Genomic DNA, 18067 nt, shown 5'->3' with positions numbered 1-18067 from the left:
CTCCCCGGCGCACGACGGCACTCCCCTCGCACAAGACCAGAACCCCTGCTGTTGCCAGGGACGCGCACCGAACTTACTGCGTACGGGGAGAGTCACACACCGTTTCCGGCGCTCAGCACTCCAGAAATCTTCATTCCTGTGGAGGCTGCGGCGCGCGGAGGCACACGGGGTCGAGGCAGGTGCTGGGAGGGCAGGTCGCATAGGAGTCGCGGCGGTGCCGGGCCTTCCACGGCGGGGAGGCCCGGCGCCGCGATCCCCTGGCTAGGAGTGGGTGACCTCGATGCTGGATATGTGGACCTCGCCGTAGTTGTCGCTGTCGCACGGGGCCGAGTTCTCGCAGTTGGCCTGCGTGTAGGCCCCTGCCTTGAAGTAGTTGGTGTCGCCGTCGTGGGAGATCGTGGTCTCAAGCTTCCCGTCGTAGTACACGTTGATCTGCCCGTCCTGCGCCACGAACTTGGCCTCGAACTCGGTGCCCAGCTCATAGTCGCCGGTGACGAGGTGGTGGTGGGAGTCATCACCGGCGGTGATGTAGAGGCGGCTGCCTTCGAGGCGGAAGACCGTGACGTCGTCGTCCCCGCCGTGGACCTGGGCGCCGACGAGATGCGGCTTGTCGTTGGGGAGCGCCGTGAAGGCCTCTGTGACCGCGAGAGTGTGGGTGCCCTCAGTGGTCGACCAGCCGGCCTCCTCCCCACCGCCTGTCATCTCCCGCAGTTCGGCGCGCGGGTAGCTGGAGCCCCCCGTCGTCACGCCGTCGACGGCGGACCGGAACTGGACCGCGTCGCACGCCTCGTCGACCCGGAACCAGGGCTTTGCGGAGAAGGTGGCGAGATCGGGCTGCGTGATCTCGGTTGGGTCCTCGTTCTCGCCGGTGGGGAGGGTCATCTTCCAGTTGGTGAGGTCGAGGACGTCTGCGGGGTACTCGCACTGGGCGGCCGCGGTGTCGTGGGGGGTGCGGGTGTCGGCCTGCGCGGGGAGCGCGAGGGCGGCCGTCGAGGCGGCCGCGGTGACGCCCGCGAGGACGATCATGCGTATGCGCGTCATGGGGGTCCTTCCTGCTCTGGGAGCAGAGCGACTGTCAATCCCCTTGAATCGTGGGGGATATCGTCATGCCGATTCCTTCGGCCCTGTGACTGGCTACGCCGTATGGGGCTCAGGCAAGTGTTCCCCGGGTGCGCATGTGTGCCGCCAAGCTGTGGCCGGCGGCGCTGGGCAACTCCGGTGCGACGTGGCACGATCTCGCGGGTGAGCAGCAGACCCACCACGGCGCAGCACCTGCGCGACCTCGCGCGGCTGCGCCGGGTTCGCGACCGGATCGACCGGGAGTACGCGCAGCCGCTGGACGTCGAGGCGCTCGCCCGCGGCGTGAACATGTCGGCCGGGCACCTCAGCCGCGAGTTCCGGCACGCCTACGGAGAGTCGCCGTACGCCTATCTGATGACGCGGCGCATCGAGCGCGCGATGGCACTGCTGCGTCGCGGCGACCTCAGCGTCACCGAGGTCTGCTTCGCAGTCGGCTGCTCGTCGCTCGGCACGTTCAGCACCCGCTTCACCGAGTTGGTCGGTATGCCGCCCAGCGTCTATCGGCGCCAGGCGGCGAGCGCGACGGCGGGGGTCCCGTCGTGCGTCGCGAAGCAGGTGACCAGACCGATCAGGAATCGAGAAGCACGTACCCCGGGCCGCGGCTAGCGTGACCGCCATGGACATCACCATCCACACGAGCTCCCTCCCGCATGACGACCCGGAGGCCTCCCTGGCCTTCTATCGCGACACCCTCGGCTTCGAGGTCCGCAACGACGTCGGAAGCGGCGCGATGCGCTGGATCACGGTCGGCCCCGCCGACCAGCCCGGCACGTCCATCCTCCTGGCGCCGCCGGCCGCCGACCCCGGCATCACCGACGACGAGCGCCGCACCATCGCCGAGATGATGGCCAAGGGCACGTACGGCTGGATCCTGCTGGCCACGAAGGACCTCGACGGCACCTTCGAGCGGCTGCAGGCCGGCGACGCCGAGGTCGTCCAGGAGCCGACCGAGCAGCCGTACGGCGTTCGCGACTGCGCCTTCCGCGACCCCGCGGGCAACCTGATCCGCATCCAGGAGCTGCGCTGACCGTCCGGCTGTCGCAGCCATGACCTGCACGTGTGCCGTACCGGGTACCGCCGTGGTGCGACCGGGACGGCGAGGCGGGTCATATCGGGCAAGGCGACGCTGACGGAGACCCGAAGGCGGACCCGCGTAACAGATGGAGACACGATAAGCATGGCCAAGAAGACGGACGCGCAGTCGTCTGCGCCGCACGTTGCCGACAGCCACGATCTGATCCGCGTGCACGGCGCGCGCGAGAACAACCTCAAGGACGTCAGCATCGAGATCCCGAAGCGCCGGCTGACGGTGTTCACCGGCGTGTCCGGCTCGGGCAAGAGCTCGCTGGTGTTCGACACGATCGCCGCGGAGTCGCAGCGACTGATCAACGAGACCTACAGCGCGTTCGTGCAGGGCTTCATGCCGACGCTGGCGCGGCCCGAGGTCGACGTCCTCGACGGGCTGACGACCGCGATCAGCGTCGACCAGCAGCGGATGGGCGGCGACCCCCGCTCCACGGTCGGCACCGCCACCGACGCCAACGCGATGCTGCGCATCCTCTTCAGCCGGCTCGCGAAGCCGCACAGCGGTCCGCCCAGCGCGTACGCCTTCAACGTCGCGTCGGTCCGGGCGAGCGGTGCGATCAGGGTCGAACGCGGTGCCAAGAAGGCGGTGAAGGCGACCTACTCCCGCACGGGCGGCATGTGTACGCGCTGCGAAGGCCGGGGCACGGTCTCCGACATCGACCTCACCCAGCTCTACGACGACTCCAAGTCGCTCAACGAGGGCGCGCTCACGATCCCCGGCTACAGCATGGATGGCTGGTACGGCCGCATCTTCAAGGGCTGCGGCTTCTTCGACCCGGACAAGCCGATCCGCAAGTACACCAAGAAGGAGCTCCACGACCTCCTCCACAAGGAGCCGACCAAGATCAAGGTCGAGGGCATCAACCTGACGTACGAGGGCCTGATCCCGAAGATCCAGAAGTCGATGCTGTCCAAGGACATCGACGCGCTGCAGCCGCACATCCGCGCGTTCGTGGAGCGGGCGATGACGTTCACCGTCTGCCCCGAGTGCGACGGCACCCGGCTCAGCGAGGCGGCCCGATCGTCGAAGATCAAGGGGATCAGCATCGCCGACGCCTGCGCGATGCAGATCAGCGACCTGGCCGAATGGGTCCGCGGCCTCGACGAGCAGTCGGTGGCGCCGCTGGTCGCGAAGCTGCGGCACACCCTCGAGTCGTTCGTGGAGATCGGCCTCGGCTACCTCTCGCTGGAGCGGCCGTCGGGCACGCTCTCGGGCGGCGAGGCACAGCGCGTCAAGATGATCCGCCACCTCGGCTCCTCGCTCACCGACGTCACCTACGTCTTCGACGAGCCCACCACGGGCCTGCACCCCCATGACATCCAGCGGATGAACGACCTGCTGCTGCGGCTGCGGGACAAGGGCAACACGGTGCTCGTCGTGGAGCACAAGCCACAGGTGATCGCGATCGCCGACCACGTCGTCGACCTCGGCCCCGGCGCCGGTACGGCGGGCGGCACCGTCTGCTTCGAGGGCACCGTCGAGGGGCTGCGGGCCGGTGGCACCGTCACCGGCCGCCATCTCGACGACCGGGCCGCCCTCAAGGAGACGGTGCGCAAGCCCACCGGCACGCTGGAGATCCGCGGCGCGACGACGCACAACCTGCGGGGCGTCGACGTCGGCATCCCCCTCGGAGTGCTGACCGTCGTCACGGGCGTCGCCGGCTCCGGCAAGAGCTCGCTCGTACACGGGTCGATCCCCGCCGACGAGGGCGTGGTCTCGGTCGACCAGGGCGCGATCCGCGGCTCGCGACGGAGCAACCCGGCGACGTACACCGGACTGCTCGACCCGATCCGCAAGGCGTTCGCGAAGGCCAACGGCGTGAAGCCGGCCCTGTTCAGCGCCAACTCCGAGGGCGCCTGCCCCAACTGCAACGGCGTCGGCGTCGTCTACACCGACCTGGCGATCATGGCCGGCGTCGCCAGCACCTGCGAGGAGTGCGAGGGCAAGCGGTACCAGGCAGCGGTGCTCGAGTACCACCTCGGCGGCCGCGACATCAGCGAGGTGCTCGCGATGCCGGTGAACGAGGCCGAGGAGTTCTTCGGCGCCGGCGAGGCGCACACGCCGGCCGCGCACCGCGTTCTCGGCCGGCTCGCCGACGTCGGGCTCGGCTACCTCAGCCTCGGCCAGCCGCTCACCACGCTGTCCGGCGGCGAGCGGCAGCGGCTCAAGCTGGCCACCCACATGGCCGACAAGGGCGGCGTCTACGTCCTCGACGAGCCGACCACCGGCCTCCACCTGGCCGACGTCGAGCAGTTGCTCGGCCTGCTCGACCGGCTCGTGGACTCCGGCAAGTCGGTCATCGTCGTCGAGCACCACCCGGCGGTCATGGCGCACGCCGACTGGATCATCGACCTCGGCCCCGGCGCCGGCCACGACGGCGGCCGGATCGTCTTCGAGGGCACCCCCGCCGACCTCGTCGCCGCCCGCTCCACCCTCACCGGCGAGCACCTCGCGGCCTACGTCGGCACCTGACCGAGGTCCTCGCGGACACGTCTTCTGCCTCTGAGTCCGCCTCTGGGCTGCCTCTGGGTCTCGGCCTTGCTGATGACGCTGGTGCGAGGTCAGCGGCGGGGCAGGGGGGACGACGCCCTTGGCGCCGTCCCCCCTGTTCTTGGTCTGGCACCGGCCCAGGCTCGCACGGCACGGCAACCATGGACGCATCCGAAGTGACGGGGATCACAGGCGAGATTCTCCTTCTCATTGCCGGAAGGGGGCGCTGCGAAGCCTTGGAAGTGAACGTCCCGTCTGCCGTGGAGGAGAGCTCGCTTCATGCCCACCGTCCCCGCTGCCTCCGAACCGGAGCCCGAACACAGGGTCTCGATGGTCCCGTCCTTCACGATATTCGCCGGCCGTCGGCTGGCCGCCGTCCTGCGCGAGCTCCACCGAGATGAACGGATCGTGGCCCACGAGCGAGCCCATATCGGGGACAGCCGGCGTCAGGCCGCGCCCGCGGCCGGCCCACCCGCCTCGTACGGCGAACGGATCCGCCGCAAGCTCAAGCGCCTCGGGGAACGGCATACCGCCTGCCCCCAGGCAGCCGCCCTGTTACGGGGCAGCGCCCGATGAGCCTCCTCAGCAGCGCATTGCCTGAGTTCCTGGGCAGCCTGGCCGCCGGCATCGTCCTCGCCGCGAGCGCCCGGGGCTGGCGCCGGATCCGCAACAGTCCTCGCCGCCACGAACACCGCACCGGCCGGCCGGCCGCGGTCACCGGCGAGGACCGCGGCGAGTCCGCCGGTCACACGGTCACGCCCTGACAACTCGCTGTCGTGGGGCGCCCCAGTCGGGGCGCCCCACGCGCTGCGGGTCGTTTTCCGACATCCCCAGCCCCCGTGGCCGGTTCACCCGCGGTGATGCTGGACGCCGGATACGACGCTGCTCAGCGGAGTACCTGACGGATTCGAAGACCGGCTGCCCCACGGCTGCTCCTATTACCCTGCTGACATGTAGGGCTGGAGGGCCGCACGAACCGCGGTGGGCATCTCCTTCTTGCTGTGGGTCGCGGGATCGACGAACACGTGCCGCACTTCACCTTCTGCGATGGTCCGTTCACCGACCTTGAACACCGGGCGCACGATCATGCTCGTTGTTCCGAGATGGGCGATGGGCATCTCAATGTCGAGCAGCTCATCGAAGCGTGCCCCCAGACGGTAGAGAATCCGCGCTTCTGCCACGACCAGGTCGGCTCCGCCCTCGACCGTGGACGCGTAGTCTTCGATGGCTTCCCGCCACAGCTCCGTCAGGGCGACGTCGTAGTAGAAGAGGTAGTGGCCGTTGAACACCACGCCTTGCTGGTCACACTCGCTGTAGCGCACTCGCAGTCGGTGCGTGAATAGCTTGGCCATGACGAGATCGTAGTTACCTCACGCACTGACGATCGAGGCGGACCCTGATCAGCGGAGTCGCCTCAGTCGCCAGCTGAGGCACCTTCACGAGGGGGCGTCTGACGGCCGTTGTCACCCGCCGAGGGACGCGGGCCGAGCAACCGGTAGCGCAGGAACAGGTAGGACGCCCGCCGACGCGCGCTGATCAGGTCTGCCCCTTCGTGCCGGTTCGGGAGCAGTTCCAGGCCGGCGACCAGGCCATGGCGGGTGGTGTCCGCGCGGCCCGCCAGCACGGGAGAGACCGTCAGGAACAGCTCGTCCAGGAGGCCGTCGCCGACGAGCTGCCCGACGACGAGAGGGCCCGCCTCGGACAGGGCCATGGCATGTCCTCGGGCCCGAAGGGCGTCGAGCACGGAAGCCAGGCGCAGCGAGGGGCCATCACCCAGGGGAAGGACGGTGCAGCTCGGCGGGACGCGTCCGGCGAGGCGGTCTGCCCCCGCGGTGGTGGTGGCGATCAGGGCGCCCGCCCGCAGCGCCGGGTGCTCGGCCGGCAGGGCGCCACTGGCGGTGACGACGACCAGTTCCGGCTCGGCGGGGCGGCTCCGGTGGAGGCGAAGCCGGGCGTAGTCGGCGGCGGCCGGCGGGTAGACGTGCTCGGGCGTCCAGCGGTGGCGGGGTGAGGCGCGCAGGGTGCCGGCACCGATGAGGACGGCGTCGGCGCAGGCTCGCAGCAGGCCCATGAGGAATCGGTCGGCGGGCTCCCGTCCGCTGATGGTCGAGCCGGAGGAGGGGTGTTCGGGGCCGAGCGCGACCACCCCGTCGAGCGAGGCGACGAAGTTGGCGTACAGGCGTGGTTCGGTGAAGCCCAGGTCGCCTCCGTAGAGCGCGGCGAGAGCCGGTGGCAGGCGCCACAGGGGCAGCCCGGGCTCCTCGTACAGCGGTACCAACGGCTCGGCCCGTACCGGCGAAGCGCCGGGTGCGGCGTCAGGCCCGGCCACGCCCGGTTCCCCTCGGCCCGCACAGCTCGAAGAACTCCATCCTCAGCTGGTCCTGGGTGTCGTAGTTGCCGCGCCAGTAGGTGGTGCGGGTTCTGGACTCGATCTCGCCGACGCCGCGCATCTGCGTGCACAGGTGCTCCGCTTCCAGATGCACGGCGACGCCGTGCGGCAGCAGGATGCGCTCCAGCGCGTCGGCGAGCTGCTGGCCGATCCGCTCCTGCACCGAGAACCGGCGGGCGAACAGCCGCACCAGCCGGGTCAGCTTGGACAGGCCCAGGATGTGCTCATGGGCGACGTAGCCGACGTACGCGGTGCCGAAGAACGGCAGGCTGTGGTGCTCGCACAGGGAGAAGAACGGGATCGGGCCCTCCACCACCTGGCTGATGCGGCAGTCCGGGCCACCGCGGCATTCGGTCGGGAACGCGGTGACCAGCTTCTCGTCCCCCTCATAGCCGCTGGTCGCCTCCAGGAGCGCGCGGAGGAAGCGGCGCGGCGTGTCGACCGTCCCGGGCAGGCCATCGGGCATGCCCAGCGCCGTGAAGATCTCCCGCATGTACCCCTCGAACCGCTGCCACTGCTCGGGGGCGATGCGCCGGGGGCGGACGGCGGCCCATTCCTCGCTGTCGTATCCGATGTCGTCCCCGGCCAGGCCGCCGACCTTCGGCGCCCCACTGGGTGACTGCTGCTGATCACTCACCTGTCGTCCCTCGCGGTCGACCGCCGATCCCGCGGCGCGTACGCCGCGGCACATGCCACGCTTCGATCATCCGGTGGCAGCAGCGTCGGCGCACCCGGGGAGCGGCTCGACCTGCGCCGTCCCGGCTGATGGGTGAGTCTTGGCCCGACGGACCCTTACCGCGGCTCGTGTCCGCGGCTCGTGACGGTCGCAGAGGGACACCGCCCGTCCACCGGAATGACGGCACCGAGGAGCACGCCTGATGGCACCACGCACGTTCGTGATCGTCGGAGCGAGCCTGGCCGGAGCCAAGGCCGCCGAGGCCCTGCGCGGGAACGGTTTCGACGGCCGGATCCTGCTCATCGGGGACGAGCCGGAGCCGCCCTATGAGCGGCCGCCGCTGTCCAAGGGCTACCTGCAGGGCAAGCAGGACCGCGAAAAGATCTTCGTCCACCCGTCGCAGTGGTACACCGACCAGGACATCGATCTGCGGCTGCGGACCACCGTCACCGCGATCGACCGCGACCGTCGGTCGGTCACCGTCTCCGACGGGGAGACGATCGGCTACGACAAGCTGCTCCTGGCCACCGGCGCGGCCCCACGCCGCCTCCCCCTACCGGGCGCCGACCTCGACGGCATCTTCTACCTGCGCCGCGTCGGCGACTGCGAGCGCATCCGAAGCACCTTCCGGACCGCCTCCCGCATCGTCCTCGTCGGAGGGGGCTGGATCGGCCTGGAGGTGGCGGCAGCCGCCCGGAACGCCGGCGTCGAGACGACCCTCCTGGAGGCGGACGAGCTGCCACTGCTGCGCGTCATGGGTCGGCGGATCGCGCCCGTCTTCGCCGACCTGCACCGCGACCACGGCGTGGACCTGCGGCTCGGCGCGCAGGTCACCGAGATCGTCGGCGAGCGGGGAAGCGCCGCCGGGGTACGGCTCGCCGACGGCGCACGCATCGACGCCGACGCGATCGTGGTCGGCATCGGCGTCACCCCCAACACACGGTTGGCCACCGAATCCGGCCTGCGCGTCGACAACGGCGTCGTGGTCGACGCCTCCCTGCGGACCTCCGACCCCCACATCCACGCGGCCGGTGACGTGGCCAACGCCTGGCACCCGATGCTGGGCAAGCACATCCGTGTGGAGCACTGGGCCAACGCCCTCCACCAGCCCGCGACAGCCGCGCGTTCGATGCTGGGCGAGCCCGCGGTCTACGACCGCGTCCCGTACTTCTTCACCGACCAGTACGACCTCGGCATGGAATACGCGGGCTACACCGAACCCGGCGGCTACGACGACGTGGTGGTACGTGGCGATCCGGCGAGCCGCGAGTTCATCGCCTTCTGGCAGGCCGACGGCCGCGTGCTGGCGGGCATGAACGTCAACATCTGGGACGTCAACGAGACAATCCAGCAACTGATCCGGTCCGGCCAGCGGATCGACCGATCAAGGCTGGCCGACCCGGACGTGCCACTGGACCGGCTCACCCACGGATGACGTGCGGACACAGTGGTGCAGGTGTGAGAAGGCGAAGCGACGGAGCGCGCAATGTGCTCGGCCGCCCGGTCGAGATGGCTCATGGTGGCCCCGCCGCCGACCCGGGCCTTGCGGGCCCCTGTTCCCGTCATGTCGGAGGGAGACGTACAGGGAAGGGGGCCTGGTCATTGTCGACGCTGCACGTGAACAGGCAGCCGGTGAAGTGTTATCGGGGGTGGGCCCTGAACGCCCTGCGGTAGGCACCTGGCGTCGTGCCCAGGGCGCGAAGGAAGCGCCTGCGGAGGTTGGTGGCCGAGGAGAGGCCGACGCGGCGAGCGACGGCGTCCAACGGGAGGTCGGTGGTTTCCAACAACTCCCGTGCCACGGCTATCCGCTGGGCCAGCAGCCAGTGTCCAGGGCCGATGCCCAGCTGGTCGGTGAACCGGCGGGCGAGCGTGCGTGACGAGACGCCGGCCCGCGCGGCCAGGTCCTCGACCGTGAGCGGTTCGCCGAGTCGCCCTGTCATCCACTCCAGCAATGGCGCAAGCGAACCGTCAATCTGGGCGGGGTGCGGTGGCGCCGCGTACTGCAACTGGCCGCCCTCGCGGTGGGGCGGCATGACCATGCTCCGAGCGACGTGGGCGGCGTATCCGGCCCCCTGGTCGGTGCGTACCAGGTGGAGGCACAGGTCGATGCCGGCTCCGGCGCCTGCGCTGGTGGCCACGTCGCCGTGATCCACGTAGAGCACGTCCCGGTCGATGTGGACGGCTGGGAAGCGTGCGGCCAGTTCGTCCGCTCGGGCCCAGTGCGTGGTCGCCCGTCGCCCGTCCAGCAGACCGGCGTGCGCCAGTGCGAAGGCACCGGTGCAGATGCTGACCAGTCGCGCTCCGCGGTCGTGTGCGCGCCGCAGGGACCGGGTGACCGCAGGCGAGGGTGGCTCCTCGGTGGGCAGCCACCCGGGGATGATCACGGTGTCTGCCTGGTCGAGCGCGTCGAGTCCGTCGGTCACGAGCATGGCGTACCCGGCGCAGGTCGCGACGGGTCCGGGATGCCCAGTGCACACGCTGAACGCGTACCGCGTCGGAAGCCCTCGCCTCTCCATCCCGAACACCTCTGCCGCGCAGCCGAGTTCGAAGGCCGACTGCGGTGAGCGGACGAGTGCGACTACTCGATGCATGGCAGGAAAGTACCTCAGGATGTCATCCCTGACACTCGGCAGGGGCGCAGCGGTCGGAGAGGCTGGCTCCATGACGACAGACCAGAACACGCTCGGCTACGTGTGGGCCTCGGTGCAGGACGCCCCGGTTCGCGAGCTCTTCCCGGGTATCCGCCTGCGCCCGCTGTGGCTGGGAAGTAACGGCGCGAAGGCCCATGTGCTCGAGATGGACCCGAACACGTGCTGGCAGGGAATCGACGTTCACGAACCGGGGCCCGAGGAGGTCTTCGTGGTATCCGGCGTCTTCAACGACGGTGACCGGGACTATCCCGCCGGCTCCTTCATCCATGCCCCCGCAGGCTCCTCGCACATCCCGCAGACGATGACGGGTTGCACGCTGTTCGTCTTCTACCCCGAAGGCTAGATCGCCAACTGACCGAATGTAGCGATGGCGTCTTCAGCGATCGGCGTCAGAGCCGTCGGTGAGCATGACGCGGACCAGGCAGCGCCGCAGTGTGGCGTGGTCGTCGTAGGCTGTTCGGCCGTGCAGGACCCGGCGGTCATCGGTGATCAGGCAGTCCCCTGCCTCCAGGAGGATCGAGACTCTGAGATCCGGTCGGTCGAGGACGTGCTTGAGGGCGTCGAGCGCCGCGCGTTTGCCGGAGGGCAGTGGTGCCCCGGTCAGTTCGGCCGCGGTCTCGTTCCGCTTGACATTGCACCGGACGTGTACGCGGCCGTCGCGTTCTTCGAAGACCGGTGCCCACACCACCGGCGACCCGCCCGGTGGCGTGACATGGCGCCTGTCGAAGGGGAAGGGGGTGTGCAGCACGTCCAGCTCCCGCGGGAACTCCTCGCACAGGATCTGGTGGACGGCCCAGCCGTCCGCCAGGAGGGAGTCACCGCCCTGCCGGGCTCGTCGGTGGGTGAGCAGGGCGAGATAGTCCGGCTCGTGGCCGAAGGGCCGGACGGCCCGGTCGTTGTGCAGGTGCAGGTAGCCGCGTGACTTCGATGTGTAGGCGTTCTCGTGGAAGCGGCGGTCGTCGGTGTGCGCGGAGACGCCCTCGTCCCGTACCAGCCAGGCACGGGCCATGTCCGCACCGCGCCCTTGAGTGAGCGGCACTCCGAGGTGGCTGAGCATCGACTCACTGAACCGCTGGAGGTCCTGGATGGTCATCGAGGTGACGGGAACGCCGGTCACCACGGCGAAGCCGGGACCGTCGAGCAGCGCCTTACGCGTTCGGCGGGCGAGTACCACGTGATCGGCTACGTACGGGAGCCGGAAGACCGCCGGCGAGGCGAAGGAATGACGGCTCCAGCCGGTCACGGCGGCGCGACGCACGACGTCGTCCTCCTTCCTGCCGGACATGGCGAGACTAGAAGCACCAACCCGGGTGCGAGGAGACGGAAATCAGCCGTCCGTCTGCTGTCCCGTCGGAACTACGCTGGCCTCCCGTGGCTCGAGGGGGACTGGTGGAGCAGAGACGGCTGGGCCGTGGTGGTCCACTGGTGTCGGCGATCGGTCTCGGCTGCATGGGCATGTCCGAGTTCTACGGCCCCACCGATGAGGGCGAAGCCGTCGCCACCATCCATCGCGCACTCGACACAGGGGTCACCCTTTTCGACACGGCCGACATGTACGGCCCGTACACCAACGAGGAGTTCGTGGGCCGGGCCCTCGCGGGGCGCCGCCACCAGGTCTTCCTCGCCAGCAAGTTCGGCGTCGTCCGCGGAACCGACCCGGGAGCACGGAGGGTTGACTCATCCCCGCAGTACGCGAAGCGGGCATGCGAGGCTTCACTGCGACGTCTCGACGTCGACCACCTCGACCTGTACTACCTCCACCGCCGCAACCCGGACGTGCCGATCGAGGAGACGGTCGGCGCGATGGCCGAACTCGTGGCAGAGGGCAAGGTCCGGCACCTCGGCCTGTCGGAGGTGAACGCCCGCACCCTGCGCCGGGCATGCGCGGCAGGGCCCATCGCGGCTCTGCAGAGCGAGTACTCGCTGTGTACCCGCGGCCTGGAGCGGGACATCCTGCCCGCAGCCCGCGAACTGGGCGTCGCGCTCGTCCCGTACTCGCCTCTCGGCCGCGGCCTCCTCACCGGGACCCTCACGTCCGTGGACGAGCTGGCCCCCGACGACATCCGACGCGGACAGCCCCGCTTCCGGGGAGCCAACCTGCTCGCCAACCTGCGCCTGGTCCAGCGCGTACGCGCACTCGCGGTGGACATCGGCTGCACGCCGGCGCAACTGGCCCTCGCCTGGGTGCTGGCGCAAGGGGACACCGTGATCCCCATACCCGGCATGCGCCGTCGCGCGCACCTCGAGGAGAACATCGGCGCGCTCGCGGTGACACTCACCGACGCACAGCTCCGGTCCATCACCGCAGCCATCCCGGAAGCCGAAGGCGACCGCGCGCCCGACCTGTCCCGACTCGAGAAGTAGAGATTCCGTCAGTTGCTCCCGGCATGGTCCGGACGCCACGATGATCTCCGCCGCGCACCATGATCGCGCGGGACCGGACCATCCACCCCGAAGGGGACCGCTCCATGCCCGATCTGGCAGCCCATGCCGCCGCCGTCGACCCCGCCATATCCGCGGGCAGCGCCCTCGCTGCGGGGGCCGCCGCGAAGGCCGCCACCTGGCCGCTGACCGCGCTGGTCGCCGCGGCCACCGTGACCCTGTTCGTGGTCGGCGTCTCGGTGGGCTCACGCCGGCTGCTCGGCATCCGGGTCGGGCTGCTGCGCACCATTGTGGCCGGGCTGACCGGGGTTGCCACGTTCCAGGCGTTCGGCGTCGTGATCGACGACCAGAAGAGTCTGGCGGCCCTGTCCACGGTCGGGATGACGCTGTCGCTGCTGGCGGCCATGACCGTACTCGTCGTCATCGAGGTGGCGTTTCCGTCCGGCAGCTGGATCCGGCCGGTGCAGTGGCTGCGGCTGCTGCGCCGCCGGCTGGTCCGGGCCCGTCGCTACTCCCAGATCAGCCGCATCTTCATGCGCCACGACCTGGGCCGCTATGTGCGCGGGCGGGCCAGCCTGGACCGGGCGGCGCATCCGGACGAGGCGGGCCTGCACGCCGCCCGCTCGCTGCGGCTGGCGCTGGAGGAGTGCGGGGGTACGTTCATCAAACTCGGCCAAGTGCTGTCGACCCGGCGCGATCTGCTGCCGCCCCATGTCGTCGACGAGCTCAGCCGACTGCAGAACGATGTACCGCCCGCGCCCTGGCCCGAGGTCGAGGCGGTGCTCCGCGAGGAGTTGGGCGCGCCGGTCGACAAGGTCTTCGCCGAGTTCGACCGCGAGCCGTTGGCCGCCGCCTCCATCGCCCAGGTGCACCGGGCCCGGCTGCGGGACGGCAGCACCGTAGCGGTGAAGGTGCAGCGGCCCGGTGTCCGCGAGTCCGTCGAGCGCGACCTCGACATCGTGCTGGCCATAGCCCAGGGTCTGCATGTCCGGGCCCGCGCCGTGCAGGCATTCGGTCTGCGGGAACTGGCGGACGGCTTCGCCATGGCGGTCCGCGAGGAGCTGGACTTCCGGATCGAGGCGCGGAACGCCGACGCGGTGGCGGCGGCCTGCGGCGGGCATGCACCGGACGCGCCGGTGAAGGTGCCCCGGGTGGATCACCAGCTCTCCTCCACCCGCGTGCTGGTGCAGGAGTGGCTGGACGGCGTCACCCTGGAGCATGCCGGGGCTGCCGCCGACGAGCGCGGGCTGGACCGTGCGGAGTTGGCCCGCACCCTGTTGGGCGCGATGCTCCGGCAGATCATGCGGGACGGTGTCTTCCACGCCGATCCGCACCCCGGCAACATGCTGCTGCTCGCCGACGGAGCCCGGGTCGGTCTGCTGGACTTCGGCTCGGTGGGCCGGATCGACCCGACCGTGCGGGCTGCCATCCAGCACCTGCTGCTGGCCGTGGACCGCGGTGACCCGGCCGGGATGTGCGATGCGCTGCTTGAGCTGCTCGGCCCGCGCGCGGACGGTCCCGGTGGCGAGGAGGCGGAGCTGGACACCCTCCTCCTGGAACGGGAGCTGGGCCGCTTCATGGCCCGTCATCTGGGCGCCGGAGTCCAGCCCGACGTGGAGATGTTCACCGCGCTCTTCCGGCTGCTCACCCACTTCGATCTCACCGTGCCGCCGGAGGCCGCCGCGGTCTTCCGTGCGCTGGCCACCCTGGAGGGCACCCTGGCGCGCCTCTGCCCCGGCTTCCGGCTGGTCGACGAGGCCCGCCGCACCGCCACCGAGCTGCTCGCGGACCGGCTGTCCGGCGGGCCAGGCGGGCCAGGCGGGGTAAGCGGCCGGATCGCCGCCCGCGCGGCCGAGTCCTACGCGCGCTGGACCGGCGCCCCGGATCCGGGTGACCCGGCGGCCGTCGACGGCGCCTCGCTCACCCGCACCGTGGCCCAGGAGATCCTGCCGCTGCTGCCCATGCTGCGCCGCCTCCCCCGCCGCGTCGAACGCATCAGCTCATCCGTCGAGCAGGGCCGCCTAGGCATGCGGATCCGGTTCCTCGCGGACGAGCGGGACCGCCGCTACCTCTCCGGCCTGTTCCATCAGCTGCTGGTCGCGCTGCTGGCCACCGGCACCGGAGTGATGGGGGTGATGATGCTGGTCTTCGGCACCGGACGCGGGCCGCGGGTCACCACCGAGCTGGAGCTCTTCCCGCTGCTGGGCTACAACCTGCTGGCGGTCAGCGCGGTCCTGTCGCTGCGGGTGCTGTACGGGGCGATGCGCCGATCGCCATGACCTCGCGCCCCAGGGGGCGGGGTGAGGGCGCAGCGGTGATCAGCGCGCCCTCGCCCCATCCCCCATCCCCCGGGATGGCGAAGTCCTCCTGCCGGTAAAGGCGTTGAGCCGCTCGTCGGGGGTTCGAGGTACGGTCGGCCGTTGCGGTCATGCCGTAGGCCGGCGTGCCTGTCTTACTTCGCGGTGGACTGCCCAGGCGTCCGCTACCGGGCCCACATGCCCGAGCTTCTCGGGGTTGATCACCGAGCGGATCGTCTGGATCTGCCCGTCGAGTACGTCGAGCGCCATGGTGTTGAGGACCTTGCCGTCCCGGTCGCGGAAGATCGCGCCCGGCTGGCCGTTGACCTCGTGCGGCTCCCATGTCACGTCGATCCGGGCCATCAGGGGGAAGACGGAGGCAAGCAGACGGGCCACGTTCTCGGCGCCGATGACGGCCCTGGCCAGCTGCGGAGCCTTGCCGCCGCCGTCGCCGACCATCGATACGTCGGCGGCGAGCACTTCCCTCAGGCCGGCGACGTCGCCTTCGCGGAGGGCGTCGAAGAACCGCGACGCCAGTTCCTCCCGCTCTTTGCGGTCCGCTTCGAAGCGCGGCCGCCCGGCCTCCATATGCCGCCGCGCCCGCACCAGCAGCTGCCGGCACGCCGCCTCCGACCGCCCCACCGCCACGGCGACCTCGTCGAACCCGAAGCCGAACACCTCCCGCAGCACGAAGACCGCACGCTCCAGCGGACTGAGCCGCTCCAGCAGCAGCAACGCCGCCATCGACACCGAGTCGGCCAGCTCCACCGACCGCGCCGGATCCTCATAGGGGTCGGCGAGCAGCGGCTCGGGAAACCACGGGCCCACGTACTCCTCGCGCCGCACCCGCGCGGAACGCAGCACATCGATCGAGATCCGCGTCACCGCGGCCGACAGAAATGCCTTGGTCGACGTGGGCCGGGTCGCCGAGCCGTCAAAGCGCAGCCACGTATCCTGCACCGCGTCCTCGGCCTCACCCACACTGCCCAGAATCCGATAGGCGATCGAGAACAGCAGCGGCCGCAGCTCCTCGAACTCCTCGACCTTGCTCACGCCGAATCCCCTCCCCCTGAAGCCCTCCCACCCGGCCTTACTCGCCGGCGCAGGCATCTTTTGATGATCATCCAGACCACCGGCAGGCCAGAGTAACGCCCCCGAGCCCGGGGGCCCGGAGCCCGCAGCCGGACCCCGAGCCCGTTGCCGCTGCCGCTGCCGCTGCCGCTGCCGCTCAGTGGAACTGCCCGACCTCGTAGTTGCCGGCCGGCTGCTGGGTGATGAGGTTCAGCCGGTTCGCCATGTTCATGAAGGAGACCAGGACCACCAGGGCGGTGAGCTGCTCCTCGTCGTAGTGCTTGGCGGCGTACGCCCACACCGCGTCACTGACCCCACCGGCCGCATCCGCGACCCGGGTTCCCTCCTCCGCCAGCTCCAGCGCGGCACGCTCGGCGTCGGTGAAGACCGTGGCCTCCCGCCACGCCGCGACCAGGTTCAGCCGCACCGAGGTCTCGCCGGCAGCGGCGGCCTCCTTGGTGTGCATGTCGATGCATACGGCACAGCCGTTGATCTGACTCACGCGCAGCGCCACCAGCTCCTGCGTCGCGGCCGGCAGCGGCGATTCCTTGAGCGCCTTGCCCGCCGACATCAGGTGCTTGAAGGCCTTGGGGGCGGTCGGGCCGGTGGCGAAGTTCAGTCGCGCGTCCATGGTGTGCTCCTCTGTGGTCGTCAGTGGCTACACCCCCTGAGACGGGGTAGCCCGGCCCCCTGTGACATGAGCGAATGTGACCTGCGTCTCCCGGCCGTCGGCGCACGTCAGCCGCCGAATTCGGCGTCATCCGCCCACCATCTGCCGACACCTCGACAAGCCCCTGGGCGCCGGGACGGCCGCGACGCCCTGTACCTCGCACGCCGCGGCTTGCCCGCCCTGGCCCTCGACTTCAATCCCACCGGCCTGGAACAGCCCAGGAACGTCGGCGTCGCGTCCCTCCCATGGACAACGGCCGTGAATCCGCCCACTCCCCTGCCTTCACCGTCCTGTGGCCGGCGGTGATCAGTTAGCCGCCGGCGGTCTCGTGGGTGCCGGTGACGCGGAGGGCGTTCTCCGTGTTGAGGCCGAGGCGGGCTGCCCAGGCGAGGGCCTCGTCGAGGGTGGCCTCTGTGTCGGCCAGGCGGGCGGCGGTGAGGGTGGGGGGCACTTTGCCCTCGTTCAGCAGGGTGGCCCACTGCCGTCCGGTGAGGGAGAGGTAGCGCAGGTTCGTCAGGTCGGCCAGGACGGTCGGGGCGGGGACGTCGGCCCGGGAGAGGTCGAGGCCGCGCAGGTGGGGGACGGTGCGCAAGGGGGCGAGGTCGACCGGGACGATGGTCGTCAGGTCGAGGGATGTGAGGTGGGGGTGGCCTGCGAGCGGGGTCAGGTCGCCGTCGTCGAGGGCGACGCGCAGAGATTCGACGGGCAGTTCGCGCACCGGCGTCAGGTCGGCGGTGGTGGAGCGGTTGAGGTGCAGTCGGCGGAGGTTGGGGGCGGCGGTGAGCGGGGCGAGGTCGACGAGGCCGGTGGCGTTGTTGATGTGGATGGCCTGGAGGGTGGGCGGCACCTCGTCGGGGATGTCGCCGATGATCTGTTGGGGGGCGGGATCGCAGTCGGGTTCGAGCAGGGAGATGTGGTCGCCGTGCTTCTCGTAGGTGCCTTGGTCCAGCAGTTCCAGGTGGTGGCCGAGGAGTGAGGTGATCGAGTCGGCGACGTAGGCGGGCCCCTCGTCGTAGTCGCGGCCGGTGCCGATGATCTGGCCGGGGCGACCGTTGCGGGCCGGGGCCGTGTCGACGGCCAGGAAGTTGCCGTCCTGGCTGGTGGCGAAGCGCAGCCAGCCGGGGGGTGGGCTCCGCAGCGGCGGACGGTGTCGGTGGGGGTGGGGGTGGTGTCGAAGACGACGGCGTCCCATTCCAGGTCCCAGCCGTACCAGGGCCGTTCGCCCGCTCTCCACTCGGTGTACTCGGCGACGAGGCTCTCCAGCGACAGCCAGG

The 18067-nt window shown here is 70.4% G+C and carries 18 protein-coding genes; 9 read left to right on the top strand and 9 right to left on the bottom strand.

The annotated features are described in order from the left end of the window. Positions 1–261: 261 nt before the first annotated feature. Entirely contained in the window at positions 262–1041 is a 780-nt protein-coding gene (locus tag ACQUSR_RS29245; protein WP_431045619.1) for a polysaccharide lyase family 7 protein, read from the bottom strand. A gap of 201 nt (positions 1042–1242) precedes the next feature. On the opposite strand from ACQUSR_RS29245, the gene ACQUSR_RS29240 reads away from it, so the two are divergent. From ACQUSR_RS29240 to ACQUSR_RS29220, 5 genes are all read left to right on the top strand, one after another. After that, positions 1243–1686 (top strand): helix-turn-helix transcriptional regulator, encoded by a 444-nt coding sequence (locus tag ACQUSR_RS29240; protein WP_431045617.1) that lies wholly within the window; start codon positions 1243–1245, stop codon positions 1684–1686. Positions 1687–1696: 10 nt separating this feature from the next. Beyond that, positions 1697–2107: a VOC family protein gene (locus ACQUSR_RS29235; protein ID WP_431045615.1), complete on the top strand. Its 411-nt coding sequence runs from the start codon at positions 1697–1699 to the stop codon at positions 2105–2107. A gap of 150 nt (positions 2108–2257) precedes the next feature. Beyond that, positions 2258–4639: an ATP-binding cassette domain-containing protein gene (locus tag ACQUSR_RS29230; RefSeq protein WP_431045613.1), complete on the top strand. Its 2382-nt coding sequence runs from the start codon at positions 2258–2260 to the stop codon at positions 4637–4639. A 297-nt stretch (positions 4640–4936) separates the two neighbouring features. Continuing rightward, entirely contained in the window at positions 4937–5233 is a 297-nt protein-coding gene (locus ACQUSR_RS29225; RefSeq protein WP_431045611.1) for a hypothetical protein, read from the top strand. Then, positions 5230–5421 (top strand): hypothetical protein, encoded by a 192-nt coding sequence (locus ACQUSR_RS29220; RefSeq protein ID WP_431045609.1) that lies wholly within the window; start codon positions 5230–5232, stop codon positions 5419–5421. Before ACQUSR_RS29225 ends, ACQUSR_RS29220 begins: the two co-directional genes overlap by 4 nt. A gap of 174 nt (positions 5422–5595) precedes the next feature. On the opposite strand, the gene ACQUSR_RS29215 is transcribed toward ACQUSR_RS29220, so the two are convergent. The 3 genes from ACQUSR_RS29215 to folE form a co-directional block, all read right to left on the bottom strand. Beyond that, positions 5596–6009 carry an acyl-CoA thioesterase gene (locus tag ACQUSR_RS29215; protein WP_431045607.1) on the bottom strand — a complete coding sequence of 138 codons (414 nt, stop codon included), beginning with the start codon at positions 6007–6009 and terminating at the stop codon, positions 5596–5598. Positions 6010–6071: 62 nt separating this feature from the next. Further along, positions 6072–6986 carry a dihydrofolate reductase family protein gene (locus ACQUSR_RS29210; RefSeq protein WP_431045605.1) on the bottom strand — a complete coding sequence of 305 codons (915 nt, stop codon included), beginning with the start codon at positions 6984–6986 and terminating at the stop codon, positions 6072–6074. After that, a complete protein-coding gene (folE, locus tag ACQUSR_RS29205) occupies positions 6973–7683 on the bottom strand; it encodes a GTP cyclohydrolase I (RefSeq protein ID WP_431045603.1) in 711 nt (236 codons plus the stop codon). Before folE ends, ACQUSR_RS29210 begins: the two co-directional genes overlap by 14 nt. A 241-nt stretch (positions 7684–7924) precedes the next feature. Between folE and ACQUSR_RS29200 the strand changes: the two genes are divergently transcribed. Beyond that, positions 7925–9157, top strand: coding sequence for an NAD(P)/FAD-dependent oxidoreductase (locus ACQUSR_RS29200; protein ID WP_431045601.1), 1233 nt, complete (start codon positions 7925–7927; stop codon positions 9155–9157). Between the two features lie 205 nt (positions 9158–9362). On the opposite strand, the gene ACQUSR_RS29195 is transcribed toward ACQUSR_RS29200, so the two are convergent. Then, positions 9363–10313 (bottom strand): helix-turn-helix domain-containing protein, encoded by a 951-nt coding sequence (locus ACQUSR_RS29195; RefSeq protein ID WP_431045599.1) that lies wholly within the window; start codon positions 10311–10313, stop codon positions 9363–9365. A 70-nt stretch (positions 10314–10383) separates the two neighbouring features. Here ACQUSR_RS29195 and ACQUSR_RS29190 point away from each other — a divergent pair, with 70 nt between their 5' ends. Continuing rightward, a complete protein-coding gene (locus ACQUSR_RS29190) occupies positions 10384–10716 on the top strand; it encodes a cupin domain-containing protein (protein ID WP_431045597.1) in 333 nt (110 codons plus the stop codon). Between the two features lie 33 nt (positions 10717–10749). On the opposite strand, the gene ACQUSR_RS29185 is transcribed toward ACQUSR_RS29190, so the two are convergent. After that, complete coding sequence (locus tag ACQUSR_RS29185) at positions 10750–11658, bottom strand: TauD/TfdA family dioxygenase (protein WP_431045595.1); 909 nt, start codon at positions 11656–11658, stop codon at positions 10750–10752. 104 nt (positions 11659–11762) lie between these two features. Here ACQUSR_RS29185 and ACQUSR_RS29180 point away from each other — a divergent pair, with 104 nt between their 5' ends. Continuing rightward, entirely contained in the window at positions 11763–12737 is a 975-nt protein-coding gene (locus tag ACQUSR_RS29180; protein ID WP_431045593.1) for an aldo/keto reductase, read from the top strand. Between the two features lie 104 nt (positions 12738–12841). Further along, positions 12842–15034, top strand: coding sequence for an ABC1 kinase family protein (locus ACQUSR_RS29175; protein WP_431045591.1), 2193 nt, complete (start codon positions 12842–12844; stop codon positions 15032–15034). A gap of 147 nt (positions 15035–15181) precedes the next feature. Here ACQUSR_RS29175 and ACQUSR_RS29170 read toward each other — a convergent pair whose 3' ends face one another. The 3 genes from ACQUSR_RS29170 to ACQUSR_RS29160 all read right to left on the bottom strand — a co-directional run bounded on the left by ACQUSR_RS29170 (position 15182) and on the right by ACQUSR_RS29160 (position 17985). Then, a complete protein-coding gene (locus ACQUSR_RS29170; protein ID WP_431045589.1) occupies positions 15182–16105 on the bottom strand; it encodes an RNA polymerase sigma-70 factor in 924 nt (307 codons plus the stop codon). 175 nt (positions 16106–16280) lie between these two features. Next, positions 16281–16754 carry a carboxymuconolactone decarboxylase family protein gene (locus ACQUSR_RS29165; protein ID WP_431045587.1) on the bottom strand — a complete coding sequence of 158 codons (474 nt, stop codon included), beginning with the start codon at positions 16752–16754 and terminating at the stop codon, positions 16281–16283. Positions 16755–17103: 349 nt separating this feature from the next. Then, a complete protein-coding gene (locus ACQUSR_RS29160) occupies positions 17104–17985 on the bottom strand; it encodes a hypothetical protein (protein WP_431048017.1) in 882 nt (293 codons plus the stop codon). Between the last annotated feature and the right edge of the window lie 82 nt (positions 17986–18067).

It is taken from the genome of Streptomyces sp. P1-3 (assembly GCF_050613155.1).
Taxonomy (GTDB): domain Bacteria; phylum Actinomycetota; class Actinomycetes; order Streptomycetales; family Streptomycetaceae; genus Streptomyces.
Note: the sequence above shows the minus strand (reverse complement) of the source record. Positions and strands in the feature narration are given on the sequence as shown.

Coding starts and splice junctions, on each gene's coding strand:
- ACQUSR_RS29175 (WP_431045591.1), top strand. CDS start 12,842: ATGCCCGATCTGGCAGCCCATGCCGCCGCCGTCGACCCCGCCATATCC.
- ACQUSR_RS29185 (WP_431045595.1), bottom strand. CDS start 11,658: ATGTCCGGCAGGAAGGAGGACGACGTCGTGCGTCGCGCCGCCGTGACC.
- ACQUSR_RS29230 (WP_431045613.1), top strand. CDS start 2,258: ATGGCCAAGAAGACGGACGCGCAGTCGTCTGCGCCGCACGTTGCCGAC.
- ACQUSR_RS29215 (WP_431045607.1), bottom strand. CDS start 6,009: ATGGCCAAGCTATTCACGCACCGACTGCGAGTGCGCTACAGCGAGTGT.
- ACQUSR_RS29245 (WP_431045619.1), bottom strand. CDS start 1,041: ATGACGCGCATACGCATGATCGTCCTCGCGGGCGTCACCGCGGCCGCC.
- ACQUSR_RS29195 (WP_431045599.1), bottom strand. CDS start 10,313: ATGCATCGAGTAGTCGCACTCGTCCGCTCACCGCAGTCGGCCTTCGAA.
- ACQUSR_RS29235 (WP_431045615.1), top strand. CDS start 1,697: ATGGACATCACCATCCACACGAGCTCCCTCCCGCATGACGACCCGGAG.
- ACQUSR_RS29190 (WP_431045597.1), top strand. CDS start 10,384: ATGACGACAGACCAGAACACGCTCGGCTACGTGTGGGCCTCGGTGCAG.
- ACQUSR_RS29220 (WP_431045609.1), top strand. CDS start 5,230: ATGAGCCTCCTCAGCAGCGCATTGCCTGAGTTCCTGGGCAGCCTGGCC.
- ACQUSR_RS29160 (WP_431048017.1), bottom strand. CDS start 17,985: ATGGGACGCCGTCGTCTTCGACACCACCCCCACCCCCACCGACACCGT.
- ACQUSR_RS29165 (WP_431045587.1), bottom strand. CDS start 16,754: ATGGACGCGCGACTGAACTTCGCCACCGGCCCGACCGCCCCCAAGGCC.
- ACQUSR_RS29200 (WP_431045601.1), top strand. CDS start 7,925: ATGGCACCACGCACGTTCGTGATCGTCGGAGCGAGCCTGGCCGGAGCC.
- ACQUSR_RS29225 (WP_431045611.1), top strand. CDS start 4,937: ATGCCCACCGTCCCCGCTGCCTCCGAACCGGAGCCCGAACACAGGGTC.